17 protein-coding genes and 1 tRNA gene are annotated in these 22188 nt (G+C 64.3%); 2 read left to right on the forward strand and 16 right to left on the reverse strand.

Annotated elements, in window-relative coordinates:
• Window positions 1-4: 4 nt before the first annotated feature.
• The 12 genes from rpsC to rpsL form a co-directional block, all read right to left on the reverse strand.
• Window positions 5-814 carry a 30S ribosomal protein S3 gene (gene rpsC / locus O3932_RS01620; RefSeq protein WP_009649095.1) on the reverse strand — a complete coding sequence of 270 codons (810 nt, stop codon included), beginning with the start codon at window positions 812-814 and terminating at the stop codon, window positions 5-7.
• Window position 815: 1 nt separating this feature from the next.
• Window positions 816-1187: a 50S ribosomal protein L22 gene (rplV, locus tag O3932_RS01625; RefSeq protein ID WP_003790620.1), complete on the reverse strand. Its 372-nt coding sequence runs from the start codon at window positions 1185-1187 to the stop codon at window positions 816-818.
• A gap of 29 nt (window positions 1188-1216) precedes the next feature.
• Window positions 1217-1498, reverse strand: a complete 282-nt coding sequence (gene rpsS, locus O3932_RS01630) for a 30S ribosomal protein S19 (protein WP_003790621.1) — start codon at window positions 1496-1498, stop codon at window positions 1217-1219.
• Between the two features lie 16 nt (window positions 1499-1514).
• On the reverse strand, window positions 1515-2351 hold the full coding sequence (gene rplB / locus O3932_RS01635; protein WP_009649090.1) for a 50S ribosomal protein L2: 837 nt from the start codon (window positions 2349-2351) through the stop codon (window positions 1515-1517).
• Between the two features lie 22 nt (window positions 2352-2373).
• Entirely contained in the window at window positions 2374-2679 is a 306-nt protein-coding gene (rplW, locus tag O3932_RS01640; protein WP_003790626.1) for a 50S ribosomal protein L23, read from the reverse strand.
• Window positions 2676-3320 carry a 50S ribosomal protein L4 gene (gene rplD / locus O3932_RS01645; RefSeq protein WP_009649086.1) on the reverse strand — a complete coding sequence of 215 codons (645 nt, stop codon included), beginning with the start codon at window positions 3318-3320 and terminating at the stop codon, window positions 2676-2678. The genes rplW and rplD overlap by 4 nt, the downstream gene beginning before the upstream one ends.
• A gap of 2 nt (window positions 3321-3322) precedes the next feature.
• On the reverse strand, window positions 3323-3988 hold the full coding sequence (rplC, locus tag O3932_RS01650; protein ID WP_009649101.1) for a 50S ribosomal protein L3: 666 nt from the start codon (window positions 3986-3988) through the stop codon (window positions 3323-3325).
• Between the two features lie 11 nt (window positions 3989-3999).
• Complete coding sequence (gene rpsJ / locus O3932_RS01655; RefSeq protein ID WP_003790631.1) at window positions 4000-4308, reverse strand: 30S ribosomal protein S10; 309 nt, start codon at window positions 4306-4308, stop codon at window positions 4000-4002.
• 1105 nt (window positions 4309-5413) lie between these two features.
• Entirely contained in the window at window positions 5414-6601 is a 1188-nt protein-coding gene (tuf, locus tag O3932_RS01660; protein ID WP_009649075.1) for an elongation factor Tu, read from the reverse strand.
• 149 nt (window positions 6602-6750) lie between these two features.
• Window positions 6751-8874 (reverse strand): elongation factor G, encoded by a 2124-nt coding sequence (gene fusA / locus O3932_RS01665; protein ID WP_009649097.1) that lies wholly within the window; start codon window positions 8872-8874, stop codon window positions 6751-6753.
• Window positions 8875-8954: 80 nt separating this feature from the next.
• Entirely contained in the window at window positions 8955-9425 is a 471-nt protein-coding gene (gene rpsG / locus O3932_RS01670; protein WP_003790637.1) for a 30S ribosomal protein S7, read from the reverse strand.
• Window positions 9425-9799, reverse strand: coding sequence for a 30S ribosomal protein S12 (gene rpsL / locus O3932_RS01675; RefSeq protein ID WP_003790639.1), 375 nt, complete (start codon window positions 9797-9799; stop codon window positions 9425-9427). Before rpsL ends, rpsG begins: the two co-directional genes overlap by 1 nt.
• A 709-nt stretch (window positions 9800-10508) precedes the next feature.
• Between rpsL and O3932_RS01680 the strand changes: the two genes are divergently transcribed.
• Complete coding sequence (locus O3932_RS01680; RefSeq protein ID WP_371535740.1) at window positions 10509-11582, forward strand: hypothetical protein; 1074 nt, start codon at window positions 10509-10511, stop codon at window positions 11580-11582.
• Window positions 11583-12034: 452 nt separating this feature from the next.
• On the opposite strand, the gene O3932_RS01685 is transcribed toward O3932_RS01680, so the two are convergent.
• The 4 genes from O3932_RS01685 to O3932_RS01700 all read right to left on the reverse strand — a co-directional run bounded on the left by O3932_RS01685 (window position 12035) and on the right by O3932_RS01700 (window position 20238).
• Window positions 12035-15937, reverse strand: a complete 3903-nt coding sequence (locus O3932_RS01685) for a DNA-directed RNA polymerase subunit beta' (RefSeq protein ID WP_371535741.1) — start codon at window positions 15935-15937, stop codon at window positions 12035-12037.
• 15 nt (window positions 15938-15952) lie between these two features.
• Window positions 15953-19429, reverse strand: a complete 3477-nt coding sequence (gene rpoB, locus O3932_RS01690) for a DNA-directed RNA polymerase subunit beta (RefSeq protein ID WP_009649082.1) — start codon at window positions 19427-19429, stop codon at window positions 15953-15955.
• A gap of 397 nt (window positions 19430-19826) precedes the next feature.
• Window positions 19827-20018, reverse strand: a complete 192-nt coding sequence (locus O3932_RS01695; protein WP_371535744.1) for a hypothetical protein — start codon at window positions 20016-20018, stop codon at window positions 19827-19829.
• A 146-nt stretch (window positions 20019-20164) separates the two neighbouring features.
• Window positions 20165-20238 (reverse strand) — tRNA-Ile (locus O3932_RS01700).
• Window positions 20239-20378: 140 nt separating this feature from the next.
• Here O3932_RS01700 and O3932_RS01705 point away from each other — a divergent pair.
• Window positions 20379-22121 (forward strand): pyruvate dehydrogenase, encoded by a 1743-nt coding sequence (locus O3932_RS01705; RefSeq protein ID WP_371535747.1) that lies wholly within the window; start codon window positions 20379-20381, stop codon window positions 22119-22121.
• Window positions 22122-22188 lie beyond the last annotated feature (67 nt).

Consider the following 22188-nt stretch of genomic DNA (forward strand, 5'->3'; position numbering starts at 1 on the left):
GGGCTCAGGCCTCCGATCCGGTCGTGGGCGCAGCGGCCTCGGAGGCGGAAGCCTCACGGGGGGTCTGCTGCGCAGCGGTCTCCTGGTTGGGGCGTCCACCGCGGCGGGGGCCACGGCGGCCATCGCGGCGTCCGCCACGCTGGGCCTGCTCGGCCTGCTGGCGAGCGAACTCGCGCTCGGTGATATCGCCCTTGTAGATCCACACCTTGACGCCGATGCGACCGAAGGTCGTGCGGGCCTCGTGGAATCCGTAGTCGATGTTCGCGCGGAGGGTGTGCAGCGGCACGCGGCCCTCGCGGTAGAACTCGGAGCGGGACATTTCGGCGCCACCCAGACGGCCGGACACCTGGACACGAATGCCCTTGGCGCCAGCGCGCTGCGCGGACTGAATGCCCTTACGCATCGCACGACGGAAGGACACGCGGGCAGCGAGCTGCTCGGCGATGCCCTGCGCAACGAGCTGCGCTTCGAGGTCGGGGTTCTTGACCTCGAGGATGTTCAGCTGAACCTGCTTGCCCGTCAGCTTCTCGAGCTGAACGCGCAGGCGGTCGGCCTCGGCACCACGGCGACCGATGACGATGCCCGGGCGGGCGGTGTGCAGGTCGACGCGAACGCGGTCACGCGTACGCTCGATTGCCACCTCGGCGATGCCGGCGCGCTCGAGGTTGTCGGTCAGGAACTTGCGGATCGCGACGTCTTCGGCCACGTAGTCCGCGTAGCGCTGTCCCTTGGTGGTGGAGTCGGAGAACCAGCGAGACCGGTGGTCAGTCGTGATTCCCAGACGGAACCCGCGGGGGTTGACCTTCTGACCCATATCAGCGGTCTCCCTTCTTCTTGTCTTCCTTGGTCCCCACCACGATGGTGATGTGGGAGGTGCGCTTGAGAATACGACCGGCGCGTCCCTGAGCACGGGGACGGATGCGCTTCATGGTCGGACCCTCGTCCACGTATGCCTCAAGCACGAGCAGATCGGCCTCGTTGAAGGTCTCTCCGGCGTTCTCAGCCTTGACCTTCGAGTTGGCGACTGCGCTCAGCAGCACCTTGCGGACATCGGTGGCGACGGCCTGCGGGGCGAACCGCAGAATGTCGGCGGCCTCCAGAACACGCTTGCCGCGAACCTCGTTCACAACACGGCGGGACTTCTGGGGCGTGACGCGGATGAATCGCGCCTGCGCCTTGGCTTCCATGTATCTGCCTCTTCTTCCGTGGGGCCGGCTCAGCGCCGACGTCCCTTACGATCGTCCTTGTCGTGGCTGCGGAAAGTGCGCGTGGGAGCGAACTCGCCGAGCTTGTGGCCCACCATCGACTCGGTGACGAAAACGGGCACATGCTTACGGCCGTCGTGGACGGCGATGGTCAGACCCAGGAAGTCCGGGGTGATGACCGAGCGACGCGACCAGGTCTTGATGACGTTCTTCGAGCCGGATTCGTTCGCGGCGTCGACCTTCTTGAGCAGGTGGTCGTCGACGAACGGGCCCTTCTTCAAACTACGCGGCATTTCAATCGACTCCTACTCAGCGGTTCTTGCCGGTCTTGCGACGGCGGACGATCAGACGATCGGACGCCTTCTTCGGACGACGCGTACGGCCCTCGGGCTTGCCCCAAGGCGACACGGGGTGACGACCACCGGACGTACGGCCTTCACCACCGCCGTGCGGGTGATCAACCGGGTTCATGACGACACCACGGACGTGCGGGCGCTTGCCCTTCCAGCGCATGCGGCCGGCCTTGCCCCAGTTGATGTTCGACTGCTCAGCGTTGCCCACCTCGCCGATGGTGGCGCGGCAGGTGGCCTCGACGTTGCGGATCTCGCCGGAGGGCATACGCAGCTGGGCGAAGCGGCCTTCCTTAGCGACGAGCTGCACGGAGGTGCCAGCGGAGCGAGCGATCTTGGCGCCGCCACCCGGGTAGAGTTCGACGGCGTGCACAACGGTACCCAGGGGGATGTTGCGCAGCTGCAGCGAGTTGCCGGGCTTGATGTCGGCACCAACGCCGGCCTCGATGTGATCGCCCTGCTTGAGGCCGGACGGAGCGAGGATGTAGCGCTTCTCGCCGTCCGCGTAGTGCAGGAGAGCGATGCGAGCGGTTCGGTTGGGGTCGTACTCGATGTGAGCGACCGTCGCAGGAACGCCGTCCTTGTCGTGACGACGGAAGTCAATCACGCGGTACTGGCGCTTGTGGCCGCCGCCGCGGTGGCGGGAGGTCACGCGACCGTTGTTGTTACGGCCACCGGTCTTGTGCAGCGGGCGCAGCAGCGACTTCTCGGGGGTGTCGCGCGTGATCTCGACAAAGTCAGAGACAGACGAGAAGCGACGGCCCGGAGTCGTGGGCTTGTACTTGCGAATTCCCATTGTTCAAATGTCCCTTCGGTCCTCAGGCCTGATCGCCGAAGATGTCGATGGTGCCCTCACGCACGGTGACGATGGCACGCTTGACGTCCTTGCGCTTACCGATCCCGTTGCGGGTGCGGTAGGTCTTGCCCTTGCGGTTCTGGGTCGCGATGGAACCGATCTTGACGCCGAAGATGCGCTCCAGGGCAATCTTGATCTCGGTCTTGTTCGCGCGGGGGTCAACCTCGAAGGTGTACTTGCCCAGGTCCATCAGGGCGAGCGACTTCTCGGTGGTGACCGGCTTCAGGATGATGTCGCGGGGGTTCTTGCCCGCTTCAATCGTGCTCACTTGGTCTCCTCCTTGGTACCGAGGAAGGACTCAAGGGCGGCCTGCGTGAAGACGATGTCATCGGCGTCCAGGACGTCGTACGTGTTCAGCTGGTCGGCCCACAGGACGTGAACCTCGGGAACGTTGCGCAGGGACAGCGCGGTCAGTTCGTTGCCACGCTCGAGGACGACGAGAGCCTGGCGGTCCTCGACGATGGCGCGCAGGGCGGCCAGAGCAGCCTTGGTCGAGGGCTTCTCACCTTCGAACAGAGCGGTGACAACGTGGATGCGGTCGGCGCGCGCACGGTCGGACAGAGCGGAGCGCAGCGCGCCCTGCTTCATCTTCTTGGGGGTGCGCTGGTCGTAGTCACGCGGCTGAGGGCCGTGGACGACGCCGCCGCCGGTGAAGTGAGGCGCACGGATGGAGCCCTGGCGAGCGTTACCGGTGCCCTTCTGGCGGAACGGCTTCTTGCCGCCGCCAGCGACGTCACCGCGGGTCTTCGTCGCGTGCGTGCCCTGACGAGCGGCCGCAAGCTGAGCGACGACAACCTGGTGCATCAGCGGAATGTTGGTGGGGACGTCAAAGGTCGAACCGGGGAGAACGACGGTACCCGCCTTCTTGCCCTCGAGGTCGATGACGTCAACGTTACGATCGTCAGCCATGATCACGCACCCTTCACGGAGGAGCGAACCAGGACCACGCCGTTCTTCGGACCCGGGATAGCGCCGCTGATGAGCAGCAGACCCTTCTCGGTGTCCACGGCCTGGATCGTCAGGTTCTGAACAGTACGACGGTTGCCACCCATGCGGCCGGCCATGCGCAGGCCCTTGAAGATGCGACCGGGGGTCGCGCAAGCGCCGATGGAGCCGGGCTTGCGGTGGTTGCGGTGCGCACCGTGGGAGGCGGAGACACCGGCGAAGCCGTGACGCTTCATAACGCCGGCAAAGCCCTTGCCCTTGGTGGTGCCGGAAACGTCGACGGACTGGCCAGCCTCGAAGGTGGCGGCGTCGAGTTCCTGACCGAGCTCGTAAGAGTCTTGCTCGGACGTGCGGACCTCAGCGAGGTGACGGCGGGGGGCAACCCCAGCCTTCTCGAAGTGGCCCTGCAGGGGCTTGGTGACCTTACGGGAGTCAATCTCACCGAAGCCAAGCTGAATAGCGGAGTAGCCGTCGACCTCTTCGGTACGAACCTGGGTCACGACGTTGGTGCCGACCTGCACGACAGTCAGGGGCACGAGGTGGCCGTCGGCATCCCAGACCTGGGTCATGCCGAGCTTGCGGCCGAGCAGCGCCTTGATGGGCGCGCCAGCGTGCTGCTTCTTGTTAGTCATTGCAGATGTCCTCAGAGCTTGATCTCGATGTTGACGTCCGCAGGCAGGTCGAGGCGCATAAGCGAGTCGACGGCCTTGGGGGTCGGGTCGATGATGTCGATGAGCCGCTTGTGCGTGCGCATTTCAAAGTGCTCGCGGCTGTCCTTGTACTTGTGGGGCGACCGAATAACGACGAACACGTTCTTCTCGGTCGGCAGCGGCACCGGGCCCACGACCGTGGCGCCAGCACGCTGTACGGTGTCCACGATCTTGCGCGCGGAGCTGTCGATGACCTCGTGGTCATACGACTTGAGCCGGATGCGGATCTTCTGTCCCGCCATGCCGTCTTACCTCTTCTCGTACAGATTCGCCGCCGGTCCCCGCACTCGGGCGTGTCGCAGCCGTTGTGCTCGCGATCCCTCGCGCAGACCGACGTCTTGTCCAAAGATCTTGGGCATATTGCCCGACCCATACGTGATGGCACGCATGGGCCACCCCAGATACGCTGGGGCAACCGTGCCATTCTGTCAGAGTTCCACCCACGGGTACAAACCCAAGGGGGCGTTCTCGCATGTGAAACCACCGACAGAGTGGCGCACGCGACGATCAAATCCGCAGATACAGCCTTGACCGTCACCAAGAAACTACCGTACCCCGCACTCGGGCGTGTCGCAACTGGGGATGCGTCACAGCGTCACGAAAATCAGCGTTATGGCCTGCGGTGACAAGGGGTGGTGTGCGCGAATGCACCATCCTCACGCCCACTCCCCCGCCCTCCGCCACTGGCTACCCATTCCCCCGTAGACGGCTCGACTCGACGACCACACGACGCGAGGGCTATAGGACGTGCCATGTTGCTGAGGTTCGCGTCTTGCGTTCCCTGGCGTGTCCTTCTCATCCGCACGTGGGCCCGCTATTCCGAGCCTGGGCCTTCTCATCCGCACGTGGGCCCGCTATTCCGAGCCTGGGCAACCCCGCCCACGTACGGAACAGCGGGTTAACGTGCGCAACAGGCGGCCCCCATACGGGTCAGCTGGTTCACACGCAGGACACGTTGGAGTAGCTATCACACGCGGATGATCCACCACGAATCATTGGGCAGCCGCACGCCCACGGCGCTTCAGCATTCACAGAAGCGAGGTACACACGACCAACTAAAACACCGATTTTTCCGCGCAACAAAGCCGAAAAATCAACACCCCAGCAACACGTCGTGTCCAATAAGCCCGACGCGAGGCAATCCGCTACGAGGCCGAGGCTGCGCTGGCCTCCCGCGCGCCACGCACCCCGGCCTCGTACCCGCACCCCGGCCTCGTACCCACACCATAGGTACGAGGCACCCACCCGCGCTAGCATAGCGAAGGGTCCCACCTCCTCACGGAGGTGGGACCCTCAATGCCGCTGGATCAGCAGCGAATCAGATCTGAGACAAACTCAGAGGGTGATTCACTTGATGATCTTGGTGACACGACCGGAACCAACGGTGCGGCCACCCTCACGGATAGCGAAACCGAGGCCGGGCTCCATGGCGATGGGCTGGATCAGCTCAACGGAGATCTCGGTGGTGTCGCCAGGCATGACCATGTCGGTGCCCTCGGGGAGGGTGATGACGCCGGTCACGTCCGTGGTACGGAAGTAGAACTGCGGACGGTAGTTCGAGAAGAAGGGGTTGTGGCGGCCGCCCTCTTCCTTCTTGAGGATGTAGACCTGGCCCTCGAACTCGGTGTGGGGCGTGATGGAGCCGGGGCGGGCCACAACCTGGCCGCGCTCGACCTCGTCGCGCTTGGTGCCACGGAGCAGCAGACCACAGTTCTCGCCAGCCCAGGCCTCGTCCATGGACTTGTGGAACATCTCGATGCCGGTAACCGTGGTCTTCTGGGGCTCACGGATACCGAGGATCTCGACCTCGGAGTTGATGGGCAGCTTGCCACGCTCAACACGACCGGTGACGACGGTGCCACGACCGGTGATCGTGAAGACGTCCTCGATCGGCATGAGGAAGGGCTTGTCCATGTCACGCTCGGGGGTGGGGATGTAGGAATCCACCGCGTCCATGAGCTCCTCGACCTTGGCAACCCACTCCGGGTCGCCCTCGAGGGCCTTCAGAGCGGAGACCTGGATGATCGGGGCGTCGCGATCGAAGTCCTGGGACTCGAGCAGGTCGCGGCACTCTTCCTCGACCAGTTCCATCATTTCCTCGTCGTCGACCATGTCGGACTTGTTGAGGGCGATGAGGATGGTGGGAACGCCGACCTGACGGGCGAGCAGAACGTGCTCGCGGGTCTGGGCCATGGGGCCGTCGGTGGCGGCGACCACGAGGATCGCGCCGTCCATCTGGGCAGCGCCGGTGATCATGTTCTTGACGTAGTCGGCGTGGCCGGGGGCGTCAACGTGAGCGTAGTGACGCGCCTCGGTCTGGTACTCGACGTGGGAGACGTTGATCGTGATACCACGATCGCGCTCCTCGGGAGCGTTGTCGACCTGATCGAAGGGGGTGTACTCGTTCAGATCGGGGTACTTGTCGTGCAGCACCTTCGTGATAGCTGCCGTCAGCGTCGTCTTGCCGTGGTCAACGTGACCAATCGTGCCGATGTTGACGTGCGGCTTGGTGCGCTCAAACTTGGCCTTCGCCACTTGTGTCCTCCTGGACTCGGGTAGATATTCTCAGCCTACGGCTAGGTGTCAGCTTAACACCCCTAGGGCTTGAGACCTACTGGGTTTACTTGTGTGTGAGGCGGCTCGCAGGGGCAGGTCACCCTGCCCCCACGAACCCCCGGTGGGACTCAGTTGCCCCGAGACTTGCCGACGATCTCATCCGCGACGGCGCGCGGAACCTCGGCGTAGCTGTCGAACTCCATGGAGTAGACAGCGCGGCCCTGCGTCTTGGAACGCAGGTCGCCCACGTATCCGAACATCTCGGACAGCGGCACCTGAGCCTTGACGACGCGGACGCCGTGCTGCTCATCCATCGAGGAGATCTGGCCACGACGGGAGTTCAGGTCACCGATGACGTCGCCCATGTACTCCTCGGGAGTACGGACCTCGACAGCCATGATCGGCTCGAGGAGGACGGGGTTCGCCTTCTTGGCGGCTTCCTTCAGCGCCATCGAGCCAGCAACCTTGAACGCCATTTCGGAGGAGTCAACCTCGTGGTAGGCGCCATCGAGCAGCGTGGCCTTGATGTCAACCATCGGGTAGCCGGCGAGAACGCCGGACTGCATGGCGTCCTTGATGCCCGCATCGACCGAGGGGATGTACTCGCGCGGGACGCGGCCACCGGTGACCTTGTCCTCGAACATGTACTCTTCCTCGGAGTCAGCCGGGAGGGGTTCAAGGGCGATGATGACACGCGCGAACTGACCGGAACCACCGGTCTGCTTCTTGTGCGTGTACTCGTACTTCTCGACCGCCTTGCGGATGGTCTCACGGTAGGCAACCATCGGGTTACCCACGTTGGCCTCGACCTTGAACTCGCGACGCATACGGTCGACGATGATGTCGAGGTGCAGCTCGCCCATACCACCGATGATGGTCTGGCCGGTCTCGGGATCGAGCTCGACGGTGAACGTCGGATCTTCTTCCGCGAGCTTCTGGATGGCAACGCCCATCTTCTCCTGGTCAGCCTTCGACTTAGGCTCGACGGCGACCTGGATAACGGGGGCGGGGAAGGTCATCGACTCGAGGACGATCGGCTTGTCGATAGCGGCAAGCGTGTCACCCGTGGTCGTGTCCTTCAGGCCGATGACCGCGTAGATGTGGCCAGCGTGCGCCACGTCGACGGGGTTCTCCTTGTTGGAGTGCATCTGGAAGATCTTGCCGATGCGCTCCTTCTTGCCCTTGGTCGAGTTGAGGACCTGGGAACCGGACTCAACCTTGCCGGAGTACACGCGGATGAAGGTGAGCTTGCCGTAGAAGGGGTGCGCGGCGATCTTGAAGGCCAGAGCGGAGAAGGGTTCCTTCTCGTCGGGCTTACGAACCTCGGTCTCTTCCTCGGTCTCAGAGCCGGGGAGGAAGCCGCGAACGTCGCCGATGTCGAGCGGGGAGGGCAGGAAGTCCACGACGGCGTCGAGGACGGGCTGCACGCCCATGTTGCGCAGAGCGGTGCCACAGTAGACGGGGAAGGCGCGAGAGGAGATGGTCAGGAGGCGGATGCCTTCCTTGATCTGCTCGAGCGTCAGGTCGCCGTTCTCCAGGTAGGCCTCGGTCAGCTCGTCGGAGCCCTCAGCGGCGGCCTCGACGAGGGCCTCACGGTACTCCTCGGCCTGCTCCTGGTACTCCTCCGGGATGGGGCCGCGCACAACGAGGGAGCCGAGCGTGTCGTTGCCCTTGTCGTCCTTGGCCGGGTAGGTCAGCGCCTCCATGGTCAGCAGGTCGATGTTGCCAACGAAGTCGTTCTCGGCGCCCATCGGGAGCTGCATGACGATCGGGGTCGCGTGGAGACGATCCTTAATCGTGCCAACCGAGAAGTAGAAGTCGGCACCCATCTTGTCCATCTTGTTGATGAAGCAGATACGCGGGACGTCGTACTTGTCGGCCTGACGCCACACGGTCTCGGACTGGGGCTCAACGCCCTCCTTGCCGTCGAACACGGCGACAGCGCCGTCGAGGACGCGCAGCGAGCGCTCAACCTCAACGGTGAAGTCAACGTGACCGGGGGTGTCAATAATGTTGATCTGGTTACCGTTCCAGAAAGAGGTGACTGCGGCGGACGTAATCGTGATGCCGCGTTCCTTTTCCTGTTCCATCCAGTCGGTCGTCGAGGCACCGTCGTGCGTCTCGCCGATCTTGTAGTTGATGCCCGTGTAGAACAGGATGCGTTCCGTCACGGTCGTCTTGCCGGCATCGATGTGAGCCATGATGCCAATGTTGCGGACCTTGTTGAGATCCGTCAGCACCTCTAGTGCCACGAGTGTGGTTCCTTCGTTCGAAGTGATAGGTGTTATTGCTGCGTGAGACGAGGCCCGGTTGCCCAGGCCTCGTCTTTACATCACCAGCGGTAGTGCGCGAACGCGCGGTTGGACTCAGCCATCTTGTGCATGTCCTCACGGCGCTTCACAGCGGCACCGAGGCCGTTGGAGGCGTCGAGGATCTCGTTGGCGAGACGCTCGGTCATGGTCTTCTCGCGACGCTGACGCGAGAAGTCGACCAGCCAGCGCAGGGCGAGAGTCGTGGCGCGCGCGGGGCGAACCTCGACGGGGACCTGGTAGGTCGCGCCGCCGACGCGGCGGGAGCGGACCTCGAGGGCCGGGCGGATGTTCTCGAGGGCGCGCTTGAGCACGGAGACGGGCTCCTGCTCAGTGCGCTCGCGAACGGTCTCAAGTGCGCCGTAGACGATGCGCTCGGCGACGGTCTTCTTGCCGTCGAGGAGGACGCGGTTGACCAGCTGGGTCACGACCTTGGAGCCGTAGACCGGGTCATCGACGAGGGGGCGGCGGGGAGCGGGGCCCTTACGAGGCATTACTTCTTCTCCTTCTTCGCGCCGTAACGGGAACGGGCCTGCTGACGGCCGCGGACACCCTGGGTGTCCAGCGAACCGCGGACGATGCGGTAACGCACGCCGGGCAGGTCCTTCACACGACCACCGCGCACGAGCACGATCGAGTGCTCCTGCAGGTTGTGGCCCTCACCGGGGATGTACGCGGTGACTTCGATGCCGGACGAAAGGCGCACACGAGCGACCTTTCGCAGAGCCGAGTTCGGCTTCTTCGGCGTGGTGGTGTACACGCGGGTGCACACGCCGCGACGCTGGGGGGAGCCCTTCAGCGCGGGGGTCTTCACCTTCGCGCGCTTCGAGACACGTCCCTTGCGGACGAGCTGCTGAATGGTAGGCACTGGGTCTCCAGTTTCTTTCCGTCGGCGGCCTCCCCTCACGTCGAGGGGCTGCCCTGATTGTCAGTCTTCCGCGACCGTAAACCCCCGTGTGGGCACACGTGTCCGCAGGGGGCCGGTGCGCCATGATAACCACGCGGGTCAGAGGATGACGCCCGGAGCTCCGACGGACGGAGCCCGCTCCCGGTTTCCCGGGCACAGAGGTTCCACAGAGGCGGGAACCACCCTCAAGGATAGCGGGGAACCTCGTCGGGCGTCAAAGGGTGCGCCTTGTGTTTCGTCCCTCATCGACGAGGTCGGGGCTGGTTTCCGGGGCTCGTCTCCCATGCGTAGTGCTGAGGTTTCCTGTTATCCGCAACGATCCCTGCGGTGCCGAGATTTCGCATCTGCACTGCTGACGGTTCTCACTCGCCAGTGTTTCCACGCATTTGCTGTCATCCTGTGCCGACACCCTGTCTCTTGTCCGCACGTTAACCCGCTATTCCGCACGTGGGCGCCCTTGCCCACACTCCGATTAGAGGGTTTACGTGCGGATTAGAGGGCCGAGGTTCGCAATAGCGGAGACTGCGCATCACGAAGCAGAGGACAGCCACGCTGTCCACAGGCTCTTCTTTACGCGCCTCTATGCACAGGCGACTCGCCAGCACGATGACTATCCACAGGTGTCCCATTGCGTCTGGAACTCGGGTCTTCCCAGGGATAGACCTAGAGCATGATCAGCATTGAAACTCTTCGAACCCATCGGCACAGCCGTGCCGCGATCCTTGCAGACCCCGACATTCTCCTTATCAGACGTGGCTACCGCGTTCGCCTGCACGGTGATCAGGACGCACGACCATGGGAGATCTGGCAAAGTATCAACATCGCGCGTCTGCATGCACTCGACTATCAGTCGTCGCAGCGCCTGGTTTTTACTGGTAACAGCGCATTACTTCTCCATGGAATCCCAACATGGTCAACCAACTCCTGTGTCGAGGCGTGGCCAAGTAAGTCTGATTTCCAGCTCCGTCCCTATCCTGCAGTACAGCACCGACACACGGTCGTGCCCGGTGTTCCCGTGATTTGCCGACACAAAGCTCCTCAGAGCATCTCACAGATCGACGGTCTCGAAGCCGAATCACCGGTTGAAGCCGTCATTCGTCTTACCCTCAACGAGCAACCCCGCGACGCGTTTGTCGCAGCATGCATGGTGATGCACTCACTGTCAGGTTTCGACAGGTTCAACCTTGAGGACTCGCGGGAAAAGTGCGAGCATATCCGACGTGACATGCTCGCTGAACTCGGCAGATGCCCGAACCACTCGGGCTATCTGCGCGCTCAAGCGCTCATCAAAGCTGCTGACGGTGGCTGCGACAATGTTTTCGAGGCCTCGGTTCTATGGATTATCAAAAGCCTGTACTCGGGGCGCGTCGTCACGCAGTGTCCGATCATCATAGGAAACAACACCTATTTCGGGGACATCGTCCTTCCTGACCTGAAGATCATTGTCGAACCTGATGGCCGTACGAAGTTCGGCGATAACGAGCAGGAGGTACGTGAGAACACTGGGAAGTGGCTCAGCCGCCAGCACGACCTGGCTAATGCGGGCTGGAGAGTGATCCGCGCACGCTGGCACGACACTGATGACATGGCTTCTTTCCGATCCAGCATGGCGACGCTTTTAGGAATTCAACATCTTCCCGTCACTCAGGAGTCTCTACGCCTGTGGGCGAAGCCTCGGCAACCTCATGTATCCCGAAAGCATCGGTCTCAGCCGCAGCGGCACGGCTCGAGCAATCGTCCTTGACAAGTGGGCCTTCGCCTCCGACGCCGCCCCAAACTCTCGTGCGACGTGTCTCCGCATGCTAACCCGCCACCTGCATTTCAACCGTCTTTTCCGCACGCCGACCCCCTAACCCGCACGTGGGCGCGGTTGCCCACACTCAGATGAGCGGGTTCACGTGCGGAATAGGCGGCCAAGGCTCGGGTGAGGGGTTCGACAAACAGGTGACCACCACCACGAAGGCGGCCAGTCAGGATGCCCCCAGCTCACCCCGAGCGGCATCACAACACAACAAGCAGAAAACCAACACGCAACAACACAAAAGGAAACGACCTCAACAAGCCTCCACACAACCCAAGACTTGACACCCACCAGCCCCTCCCCTGCCGTGCACCCGCCGCTGTGCCCACGCACAGGACCCCGGCCTCGTCACGTGTGTACGGACGAGGCCGGGGCCCAAGCGGTCACGAACCGGACTACTCGCGGAAGTTCATGCCGAAGTCGATGGCACCCAGCGCGTCGAGGAAGTCCTCGGACACGGAGCCGTCACCGAAGTCGGCCTCGGAGTAGTTCGAGTTCGCCATGGCCTCAGCCGTCGGCTCGACGATGACGTCGTTGTAGCGCGACAGGCCGGTGCCAGCCGGGATGAGCTTACCGAGGATGACGTTCTCCTTGAGGCCCACCAGGGAGTCCGACTTGCCGTTCATGGCGGCCTCGGTCAGGACCTTGGTGGTCTCCTGGAAGGACGCGGCACTCAGCCACGAATCCGTGGCCAGCGACGCCTTCGTGATACCCATCAGCATCTGGCGGCCGGAGGCGGGCTGGCCGCCCTCGGACGCGACGCGGCGGTTCTGCGTCAGGTACGCCATACGGTCGACGAGCTCGCCGGGCATGAACGTGGTGTCGCCGGGCTCCAGGATGGTGACGCGGCGCAGCATCTGACGAACGATGACCTCGATGTGCTTGGCGTGGATGCCCACGCCCTGGTCGCGGTACACCTTCTGGACCTCGTCCACGAGCATCTTCTGGGCCACGTTACGGCCCATGATGCGCAGGATTTCCTTGGGGTCCAGCTGGCCCTCGGTCAGCGGGGTGCCGGCGGCGATGTGCTGGCCCTCGGACACGAGGAGCTTCTGGCGACGAGACACCTCGATGACCAGGTCTTCCTTGCCATCGTCGCGGGTGATGATCACCTTACGAGCACTGGGATCCTCGTCGTCGATGTGGACGCGACCGGCCGCCTCGTTCATCTTGGCTTCGACCTTCGGGCTACGCGCCTCGAAGAGCTCCTGAACACGGGGCAGACCCTGCGTAATGTCCGCAGCGGAGGCGGCACCACCGGTGTGGAACGTACGCATCGTCAGCTGCGTGCCGGGTTCGCCAATCGACTGGGCGGCGATAATGCCGACCGCCTCGCCGATGTCGACCTGCTTGCCGGTGGCCAGCGAGCGGCCGTAGCACTTCGCGCAGGTGCCGACCTGGGACTCACAGGTGAGGACGGAACGGCACACGATCTGCGAGACGCCGGCGGCAACCAGCTCGGCGAGCTGATCGTCACCGAGGTCGGTGCCCGCGGGCATGACGACCTCTCCGGCCTCGTTCACGGCGTCGCGGGCGAGGTTACGGGCGTAGGCGGTCGTCTCGATGGTGTCGGACGCCTCCCACTCACCGAACTCGTTCTTCTTCGCGATGTCGATCTTCAGGCCGGCGCGGGTGCCACAGTCGGCCTCGCGGACGATGACGTCCTGGGAGACGTCGACCAGACGACGGGTCAGGTAGCCCGACTCGGCGGTACGCAGAGCCGTATCGACCAGGCCCTTACGGGCGCCGTGCGTGGCAATGAAGTACTCGAGAACCGTCAGGCCCTCTCGGTAGTTTGCCTTAATGGGCTGCTCGATCAGCTTCTGCTTCGGGTCGGACACGAGGCCACGCATACCGGCGATCTGCTGAACCTGCGACCAGTTACCACGGGCGCCCGAGTTCACCATGCGGTACACGGTGTTGCGCTCGGAGAAGTTCGCGCGCATGTCCTCGGCGACCTCTTCGGTGCACTGCAGCCACAGCTTCACGAGTTCCTCGTAGCGGGTCTCCTCGAGGATGATACCCGTCTCGAACTGTTCGACGATCTCGGCGGCCTTGGCCTCGTAGCGGGCCAGGATCTCGCGCTTGCGCGGCGATGCCTGAATGTCGGAGAACGCAATCGTGATGCCCGACCAGGTCGACCAGTGGAAGCCGGCCGACTTCAGGGCGTCGAGGCAGTCCGCGACGAGCACGTTCGGGTAGCGCTGCGTCAGCGTGTTCACGATGTTGCCGAGCTGCTTCTTGCCGACGACCTCGTTGACGAACGGGTAGTCGGTGGGCAGCAGTTCGTTGAAGATCGCACGGCCGAGGCTGGTCTCGAGGATCAGCTCGTCGCCGCTCTCCCAACCCTCGGGGGCTTCCCAGCCCTCGGGGGGCACGGTGCCGTCGGCGAAGCGGATGCGCGCGGTCGCGTTCAGGTCCAGGTTGCCGGCGTCGAACGCCATCTGGGCCTCCGCCTGGCTGGAGAAGTACGGGACCACGGGGTTGCCGTCTTCGTCCGTCTCGACCGGGATCGACGGGTCGGGGTTCGAGGTCAGGTGGAACAGACCAATAATCATGTCCTGCGACGGCATGGCCACGGGGCGACCGTCGGAGGGCTTGAGGATGTTGTTCGTCGACAGCATGAGGATGCGGGCCTCGGCCTGCGCCTCAGCGCCCAGCGGCAGGTGGACAGCCATCTGGTCGCCGTCGAAGTCGGCGTTGAACGCGCCACAGGCCAGGGGGTGCAGCTGGATGGCCTTACCCTCAATCAGCTGGGGCTCGAACGCCTGGATGCCGAGGCGGTGGAGCGTAGGTGCGCGGTTGAGGAGCACGGGGTGCTCGCGGATGACGTCGTCGAGGACGTCCCACACCTCGGGGCGCTGACGCTCGACCTTACGCTTGGCGGCCTTGACGTTCTGTGCGTAGTTCTTCTCAACCAGGCGCTTCATGACGAAGGGCTTGAACAGCTCCAGGGCCATCTGCTTGGGCAGACCGCACTGGTGCAGCTGCAGCTGCGGGCCGACGACGATAACGGAACGACCCGAGTAGTCGACGCGCTTGCCGAGCAGGTTCTGACGGAAACGACCCTGCTTGCCCTTGAGCATGTCCGAGATCGACTTCAGCGGACGGTTGCCCGGACCCGCGACGGGGCGACCACGGCGACCGTTGTCGAAGAGGGCGTCAACGGACTCCTGAAGCATGCGCTTCTCGTTGTTGACGATGATCTCGGGGGCACCCAGCTCGAGCAGGCGCTTGAGTCGAGTGTTGCGGTTGATGACGCGACGGTACAGGTCGTTGAGGTCGGAGGTCGCGAAGCGGCCGCCGTCCAGCTGAACCATGGGGCGCAGGTCCGGCGGGATCACGGGGATCTTGGTCAGCACCATCGAGGCCGGCGAGTTGCCGGTGGCGACGAAGGCGTTGATGACCTTCAGGCGCTTGATGGCGCGGGCCTTGCGCGGGCCGGAGTCGGAGGAGATGGTCTGACGCAGGGCGGCCACCTCGGCCACCAGGTCGAAGGTCTCCAGGCGCTTCTGGATGGCGGACGCGCCCATGTCACCCTTGAAGTAGGTGCCGTAGCGGGCCACCATGGCGCGGTAGAGGCGCTCGTCGCCCTCGAGGTCGCCGACCTTGAGGTCCTTGAAGCGCTCCCACACGGCCTCGAGGCCGTCGATATCGCCGTCGAAGCGGCGACGGATCTTAGCCATCTCGCGCTCGCCCTGCTTGCGTGCGCGCTCGCGCTCCGCCTGCGAGGCACCGTCGCGTTCAAGGGCAGCGATGTCGGACTCGAGCTGCTCCGCGAAGTCGTTGATCGTGGCGTCGCGGTTGTTCTCCATCTGCTTCTTCTGCACTTCGAGTTCGGCGCGCAGTTCAGCCAGATCCTCGTGGCGACCCTTTTCGTCGACCTCGGTGATCATGTAGGCAGCGAAGTAGATGACCTTCTCGAGGTCCTTGGGCGCGAGGTTGAGCACGTAGCCCAGGCGCGAGGGAACACCCTTGAAGTACCAGATGTGCGTGACGGGGGCGGCGAGGTCGATGTGACCCATGCGCTCACGGCGGACGCGGGAGCGAGTGACCTCAACTCCGCACTTCTCGCAGATGATGCCCTTGTAGCGCACGCGCTTGTACTTGCCACACGCGCATTCCCAGTCGCGGGTGGGGCCGAAGATCTGCTCACCGAACAGGCCGTCGCGCTCGGGCTTGAGCGTACGGTAGTTGATGGTCTCCGGCTTCTTCACTTCACCGTGGCTCCAGACGGCGATGTCGTCGCCGGTGGCCAGGGTGATCTTCAGGCTGTCGAACGTTTTGGCGTCCAGCAAAGTTATCTCTCCCTATCAGATCGCATCGATGGTCGCCGCAGCGTTCGGACGAGCATCGAGGGTGATGCCCAGGTCCTCACGCGCATTGAAGTCTTCGTCCTGCTCACGCAGGTCAATGACGTTGCCGGCCGCGTCGAGGGCTTCGACGTTCAGGCACAGCGAGCGCATTTCCTGGATGAGGACTCGGAAGGACTCGGGGATGCCGGGCTCGGGGATGTCCTCGCCCTTGACGATGGCCTCGTACACCTTGACTCGGCCGGTGGTGTCGTCGGACTTGATGGTCAGCAGCTCCTGGAGGGCGTAGGCGGCACCGTAGGCTTCCAGGGCCCACACCTCCATCTCGCCGAAGCGCTGGCCGCCGAACTGGGCCTTACCGCCCAGCGGCTGCTGCGTGATCATCGAGTACGGACCCGTGGAGCGGGCGTGGATCTTGTCGTCGACCAGGTGGTGGAGCTTGAGCATGTAGGTGTAGCCCACCGAGATCGGGTACGGGAACGGTTCGCCGGAGCGGCCGTCGAACAGGCGCGCCTTGCCCTCGTAGTTGGTGAGGACGTCGCCGTCGCGGTTCGGGTTGACGTTGCGCAGCAGGCCGGCGAGTTCGTCGGCTTCAAGGCCGTCGAACACGGGGGTGGCCACGTGCGTGCACGGGCCGGTCTTGATGCCGTCAGCGGGCAGGTGCGCCGCCCACTCTTCGCCGGCCTCGACAGCGGCCGAGGCATCCCAGCCCTGGTGGGCGAGCCACCCGAGGTGGTACTCGAGCACCTGGCCGACGTTCATTCGACCGGGGACGCCCAGCGGGTTGAGGATGATGTCGACGGGGGTGCCGTCGGCGAGGAAGGGCATGTCCTCGACGGGGAGGATCTTGGAGACGACGCCCTTGTTGCCGTGGCGGCCGGCCATCTTGTCGCCGATCGTGATCTTGCGTCGCTGGGCGACGTAGACGCGCACGGTCTGGCGGACGCCGGGGTTGAGGTCGTCGTCGTCATCGTTGAACTCGCGGACGCCGATGACGATACCCTCTTCGCCGTGGGGGACGCGCAGGGAGGTGTCACGCACCTCGCGGGCCTTCTCGCCGAAGATGGCGCGCAGCAGGCGCTCTTCGGAGGTCAGCTCGGTCTCGCCCTTCGGGGTGACCTTGCCGACGAGAATGTCGCCGGCGGTGACTTCGGCACCGATGCGGATGATGCCGCGCTCGTCCAGGTCAGCGAGGGATTCCTCGGAGACGTTGGGGATGTCGCGGGTGATTTCTTCCTCACCGAGCTTGGTTTCGCGGGCGTCGACCTCGTACTCCTCGATGTGGATCGAGGTGAGGATGTCCTCTTCCACGACGCGGCGGCTGAGGATGATGGCGTCCTCGTAGTTGAGGCCTTCCCACGACATGTAGGCGACGAGCAGGTTCTTGCCGAGTGCGATCTCGCCGTTGGAGGTGGCGGGGCCGTCGGCCAGGACGTCGCCGGCCTCGACGCGGTCGCCCTCGTCCACGATAACGCGCTGGTTGGTGCAGTTACCGGGGTTGGAGCGCTCGAACTTCTCGAGGCGGTAGGAGTCGCGGCCGCCCTCGTCCGTGGAGACGACGATCAGGTCCGCAGAGACCTCGGAGACGACGCCGGAGTGGGCAGCGAGGATCATTTCGCCGGAGTCGTGCGCGGCGCGCAGCTCCATGCCGGTGCCGACCAGCGGGGCTTCCGTGGTGAGCAGCGGCACGGCCTGACGCTGCATGTTCGCGCCCATGAGGGCTCGGTTCGCGTCGTCGTGCTCGAGGAACGGAATGAAGGCCGCGGCAACGGACACCATCTGGCGGGCGGAGACGTCCATGTAGTCGACGCGATCGCGGGCGATCAAGGTCGGGTCTTCGCCGGCGACACGGCACAGGACGTCGTGCTCGGCGAAGGATCCGTCGGCCTCGAGGGGCGACGAGGCCTGGGCGATGAAGTGCCCCTTCTCGTCGTCCGCGGTGAGGTAGCGGATTTCGTCGGTGACGCGGCCGTTTTCGACGACGCGGTAGGGCGTCTCGATGAAGCCGAAGGGGTTGATGCGCGCGAAGGTTGCGAGCGAGCCGATGAGGCCGATGTTCGGGCCTTCAGGGGACTCGATCGGGCACATGCGGCCGTAGTGCGAGGGGTGGACGTCTCGAACTTCCATGCCCGCGCGGTCGCGGGACAGGCCGCCGGGGCCCAGGGCCGACAGGCGGCGCTTGTGGGTCAGGCCGGCGAGCGGGTTGTTCTGGTCCATGAACTGCGAGAGCTGGGAGGTTCCGAAGAACTCCTTGATCGCGGCCACGACGGGGCGGATGTTGATCAGCGTCTGGGGCGTGATCGAGTCCGTCTCCTGGGTGGTCATGCGCTCGCGCACGGTGCGTTCCATGCGGGCGAGGCCGGTGCGGACCTGGCCCTGGATGAGTTCGCCGACGGCGCGGATGCGACGGTTCGCGAAGTTGTCGATGTCGTCGACCTCGACGCGGACCTCGACGGGTTCGCCATTTCGGGTGCCGGCGAAGGTCTTGTCGCCCTGGTGGAGGGCGAGCAGGTACTTGACGGTGGCGACGATGTCCTCGAGGGACAGGGTCGAGGCCTTGGGGTCGGCTTCGATGGCCAGCTTCTTGTTGATCTTGTAGCGACCGACCTTTGCCAGGTCGTAGCGACGAGAGTCGAAGTAGAAGTTGTTGAGCAGCGTCTGGGCGGCGTCGACGTTCGCGGGCTCGCCGGGGCGCAACTTGCGGTAGATGTCGAGCAGGGCCTCTTCCTGCGTGGCAACCGTGTCCTTTTCGAGGGTTTCGAGGAGGACCGGGTAGGCGGCGAAGGTGTCGCGAATCTCGGATTCGGTCATGCCGACGGCCTTGAGGAAGTGGGTGACCGACTGCTTACGCTTGCGGTCGATACGCACGCCGACGGCGTCGCGCTTGTCGATCTCGAACTCGAGCCACGCGCCGCGCGAGGGGATGATCTTCGCGCCGAAGGTTTCCTTGTCGGTCGAGCGGTCCGAGAGCTTCTCGAAGTACACGCCGGGGGAACGCACGAGCTGAGAGACGACGACACGCTCGGTGCCGTTGATGATGAAGGTACCGCGGGGGGTCATGAGCGGGAAGTCGCCCATGAACACGGTCTGAGACTTGATTTCACCGGTCTCGTAGTTCATGAACTCGGCGGTCACGTACATGGGTGCCGAGTACGTGTAGTCCTTCGCCTTGGCTTCCTCCATGGAGTACTTGGGGGATTCGAGGCGGTGGTCGTGGAACGACAGGCTCATGGTGCCTGCGACGTCCTCGATGGGGGAAATCTCGTGGAAGATTTCTTCGAGGCCGGAGACGTCGGGGACGTCACCTCGGCCGGATGCCTGTGCGGCTTCGACGCGGGCCTTCCACGCGTCGTTGCCCAGCAGCCAGTCGAAGCTCTCGACCTGCAGGCCCAGCAGATTAGGGGCCTGGAGGGGTTCACGGAGCTTCGCGAACGAAATGCGGTGGCTGGGCTGTTTGGCGGTGCTGTTGGCAGCCAAAGGGGGTCCTTCCCTGCTGTTACGGTGCGCACGCTTCCTTATCACCCATTATCTGACGCGTCCTGGTCCGTCAAGCGCCTGTTACGACGGCTGGATACGGGTCACCTCGGGCATGATAAGGCGCAAATACTCAGCCTACCGTGACTCCCATCGCGAGTCAAGGCTGAGTGTGTTATGTGCAGGGATTCACGACGACGAGGCCGTGGTCGGCTTGCCCGTCAGGCGCGGCGGGTGCGGCTCCCAGTTGTGGCTGGCGGTGCCCCAAGTCGGGCGTGAACCGACGACCGGCATCAGGGCGACTGACGACCGATCACTACGCTTGCAATTGGTCGCGGGTCACTATGTTAACGACGGACTACAGGTGCTGCCACCACGCGAGACAGGCTGGACAATCGTTTCACGGTTTATGAACAACGCTGCTAGGGGCGCCCGTGCGCATCGCGTAGACGAGTTCAGCGAGTTCAAGCTGCTCCTCAGCGCGCTCCTCCAACTCGCGCTCCCGCGCCAGTTCCTCGGGCGTGTATGTGGCGCGCACTTCGCGCACCACCTCGTCACAGCCATAGAAACCATCGGGAATTTCGTCGCTCATACGGTCCTCCGCTCAACGACCTCACAATCCACCATACGGGGATCAACAGCACCACAAGGCACAATCCGAGGCCAGCGCCATCGACGAGGCCGTGGCCGACTTGCCCGTCAGGTGCGGCGGGTGCGGCTCCCAGTTGTGGCTAACGGTGCCCCAAGTCGGGCTTGAACCGACGACCCACGGATTATGAGTCCGCTGCTCTGACCGACTGAGCTATTGGGGCGTGGCCATCTTAGCGGAGGAAGACGCCGCTCTTCCACCGACACCCTCCCTGATCCGTCGGTCACGCCACAGCGACATAGGACCTTAGTCATGCCTATGGTGATTTGACAAGGTCACAGCCAATAATTTTAAGGAGATGGCATGAACGTCGCGGAACAGATCGTGGCCCAGCTCGTCGACGCGGGAGTCCATCGGATCTACGGCATTGTCGGCGATTCGCTCAACCCCATCGTCGACGCCGTGCGCAAGACCGGCGGCTCGAAGAAGGGCGGCATCGACTGGATTCACGTCCGCCACGAGGAGGCGGCGGCGTTCGCTGCTTCGGCCGAGGCTCAGCTGACTGGCAAACTCGCCGTGTGCGCGGGTTCATGCGGCCCGGGCAACCTGCACCTCATCAACGGTCTGTACGACGCGAACCGCACGGGCGCGCCTGTCCTGGCCATTGCCTCGCACATCCCGAGCGTCCAGATCGGCTCCACCTACTTCCAGGAAACGCACCCGGACCGTATCTTCGAGGAGTGCTCGGTTTACAACGAACTCATCTCCTCCGCGGCACAGTCGCCGCGCACCGTGAACTCGGCGATCCGCCACGCGGTCGGTCTGGGCGGCGTGTCGGTCATCACTCTGCCCGGTGACGTCTCCGACCTCAAGGCCGTCGAGCACGTTCCCACCTATGCGCCCGCGCGCCCGGCGACGCTGGCCCCGAACCCGGCGGATATCGACGAGGCCGCAGCCCTCCTGAATAAGGCGGACAAGGTCGCGATCTTCGCCGGCGCGGGCGTCGAGGGCGCCCACGACGAGGTTATCGCCCTGGCCGACGCGCTCAAGGCCCCGATCGGCCACTCGCTGCGCGGCAAGCACTTCATCCAGTACGACAACCCCTTCGACGTGGGCATGACGGGCCTGCTGGGCTACGGTGCGGCCGCGGAGGGCATGAACGACGCCGATGTGTTGGTTCTGCTGGGCACCGACTTCCCCTACGACCAGTTCCTGCCCGGCACCCCGACCATTCAGGTGGACACGCACGCGGAGAAGCTGGGTCGCCGCACGGACGTTGGCCTCGCGATTCACGCTCAGGTCAAGCCCTTCATCGAGGCGCTCCTCCCCCACCTGCGCGCAGGTCGCTCCGATTCTTTCCTGAAAGCCAAGATCAAGAAGCACTCGGAGATCATGCACGCTCCCGTGGGCGCCTACACGCGCAACGTGGAGAAGATGCGTCCGATCCACCCCGAGTACGCCGCGCATCTGCTCAACGAGACGGCTGCGAAGGACGCGATTGTTACGGCGGATACGGGCATGTGCAACGTGTGGACCGCCCGCTACATCGATCCGCTCGGCACGCGCCGCATCATCGGTTCGCTCCTGCACGGCTCGATGGCCAACGCCCTGCCGATGGCCCTGGGCGCCCAGGTCGCCTACCCGGATCGCCAGGTCGTGTCGGTATCGGGTGACGGCGGCCTGTCGATGCTGCTCGGCGAGCTGATCACCGCGACGATGTACAACCTGCCCGTCAAGGTGGTTGTCTTCAACAACTCGACGCTGGGCATGGTGAAGCTGGAGATGCTGGTCAACGGTCTCCCGGACTTCCAGACGGATGTCCCGGATACGAATTACGCGGAGATCGCTCGCGCAATTGGCTTCCACGCGGAGCGTGTCGAGGATGCGTCTCGCCTGGAGGCCGCGTACCGCGAGGCCTTCGCAGCGCCTGGCCCGGCCCTCGTCGAGGTCATCACGGACCCGAACGCCCTCTCCCTCCCGCCGGCCATCACGGGCGGCCAGGTCGTCGGTTTCGCGACCGCGATGAGCAAGATCGTCCTCAACCGTGGGATCGCCGAAGCCTTCTCGATGGCGACCTCCAACATGCGCAACATCCCGCGCCTGTAGGGTCCCCCCTCGGGAGGCTCTCAGGGGACGAGGCCGGGGCTGAGTCGCGCGACGCGGCCTGGCCCCG

Origin of the sequence: Pauljensenia sp. 20925_1_25 (assembly GCF_041433955.1) — a bacterium.
Taxonomy (GTDB): domain Bacteria; phylum Actinomycetota; class Actinomycetes; order Actinomycetales; family Actinomycetaceae; genus Pauljensenia.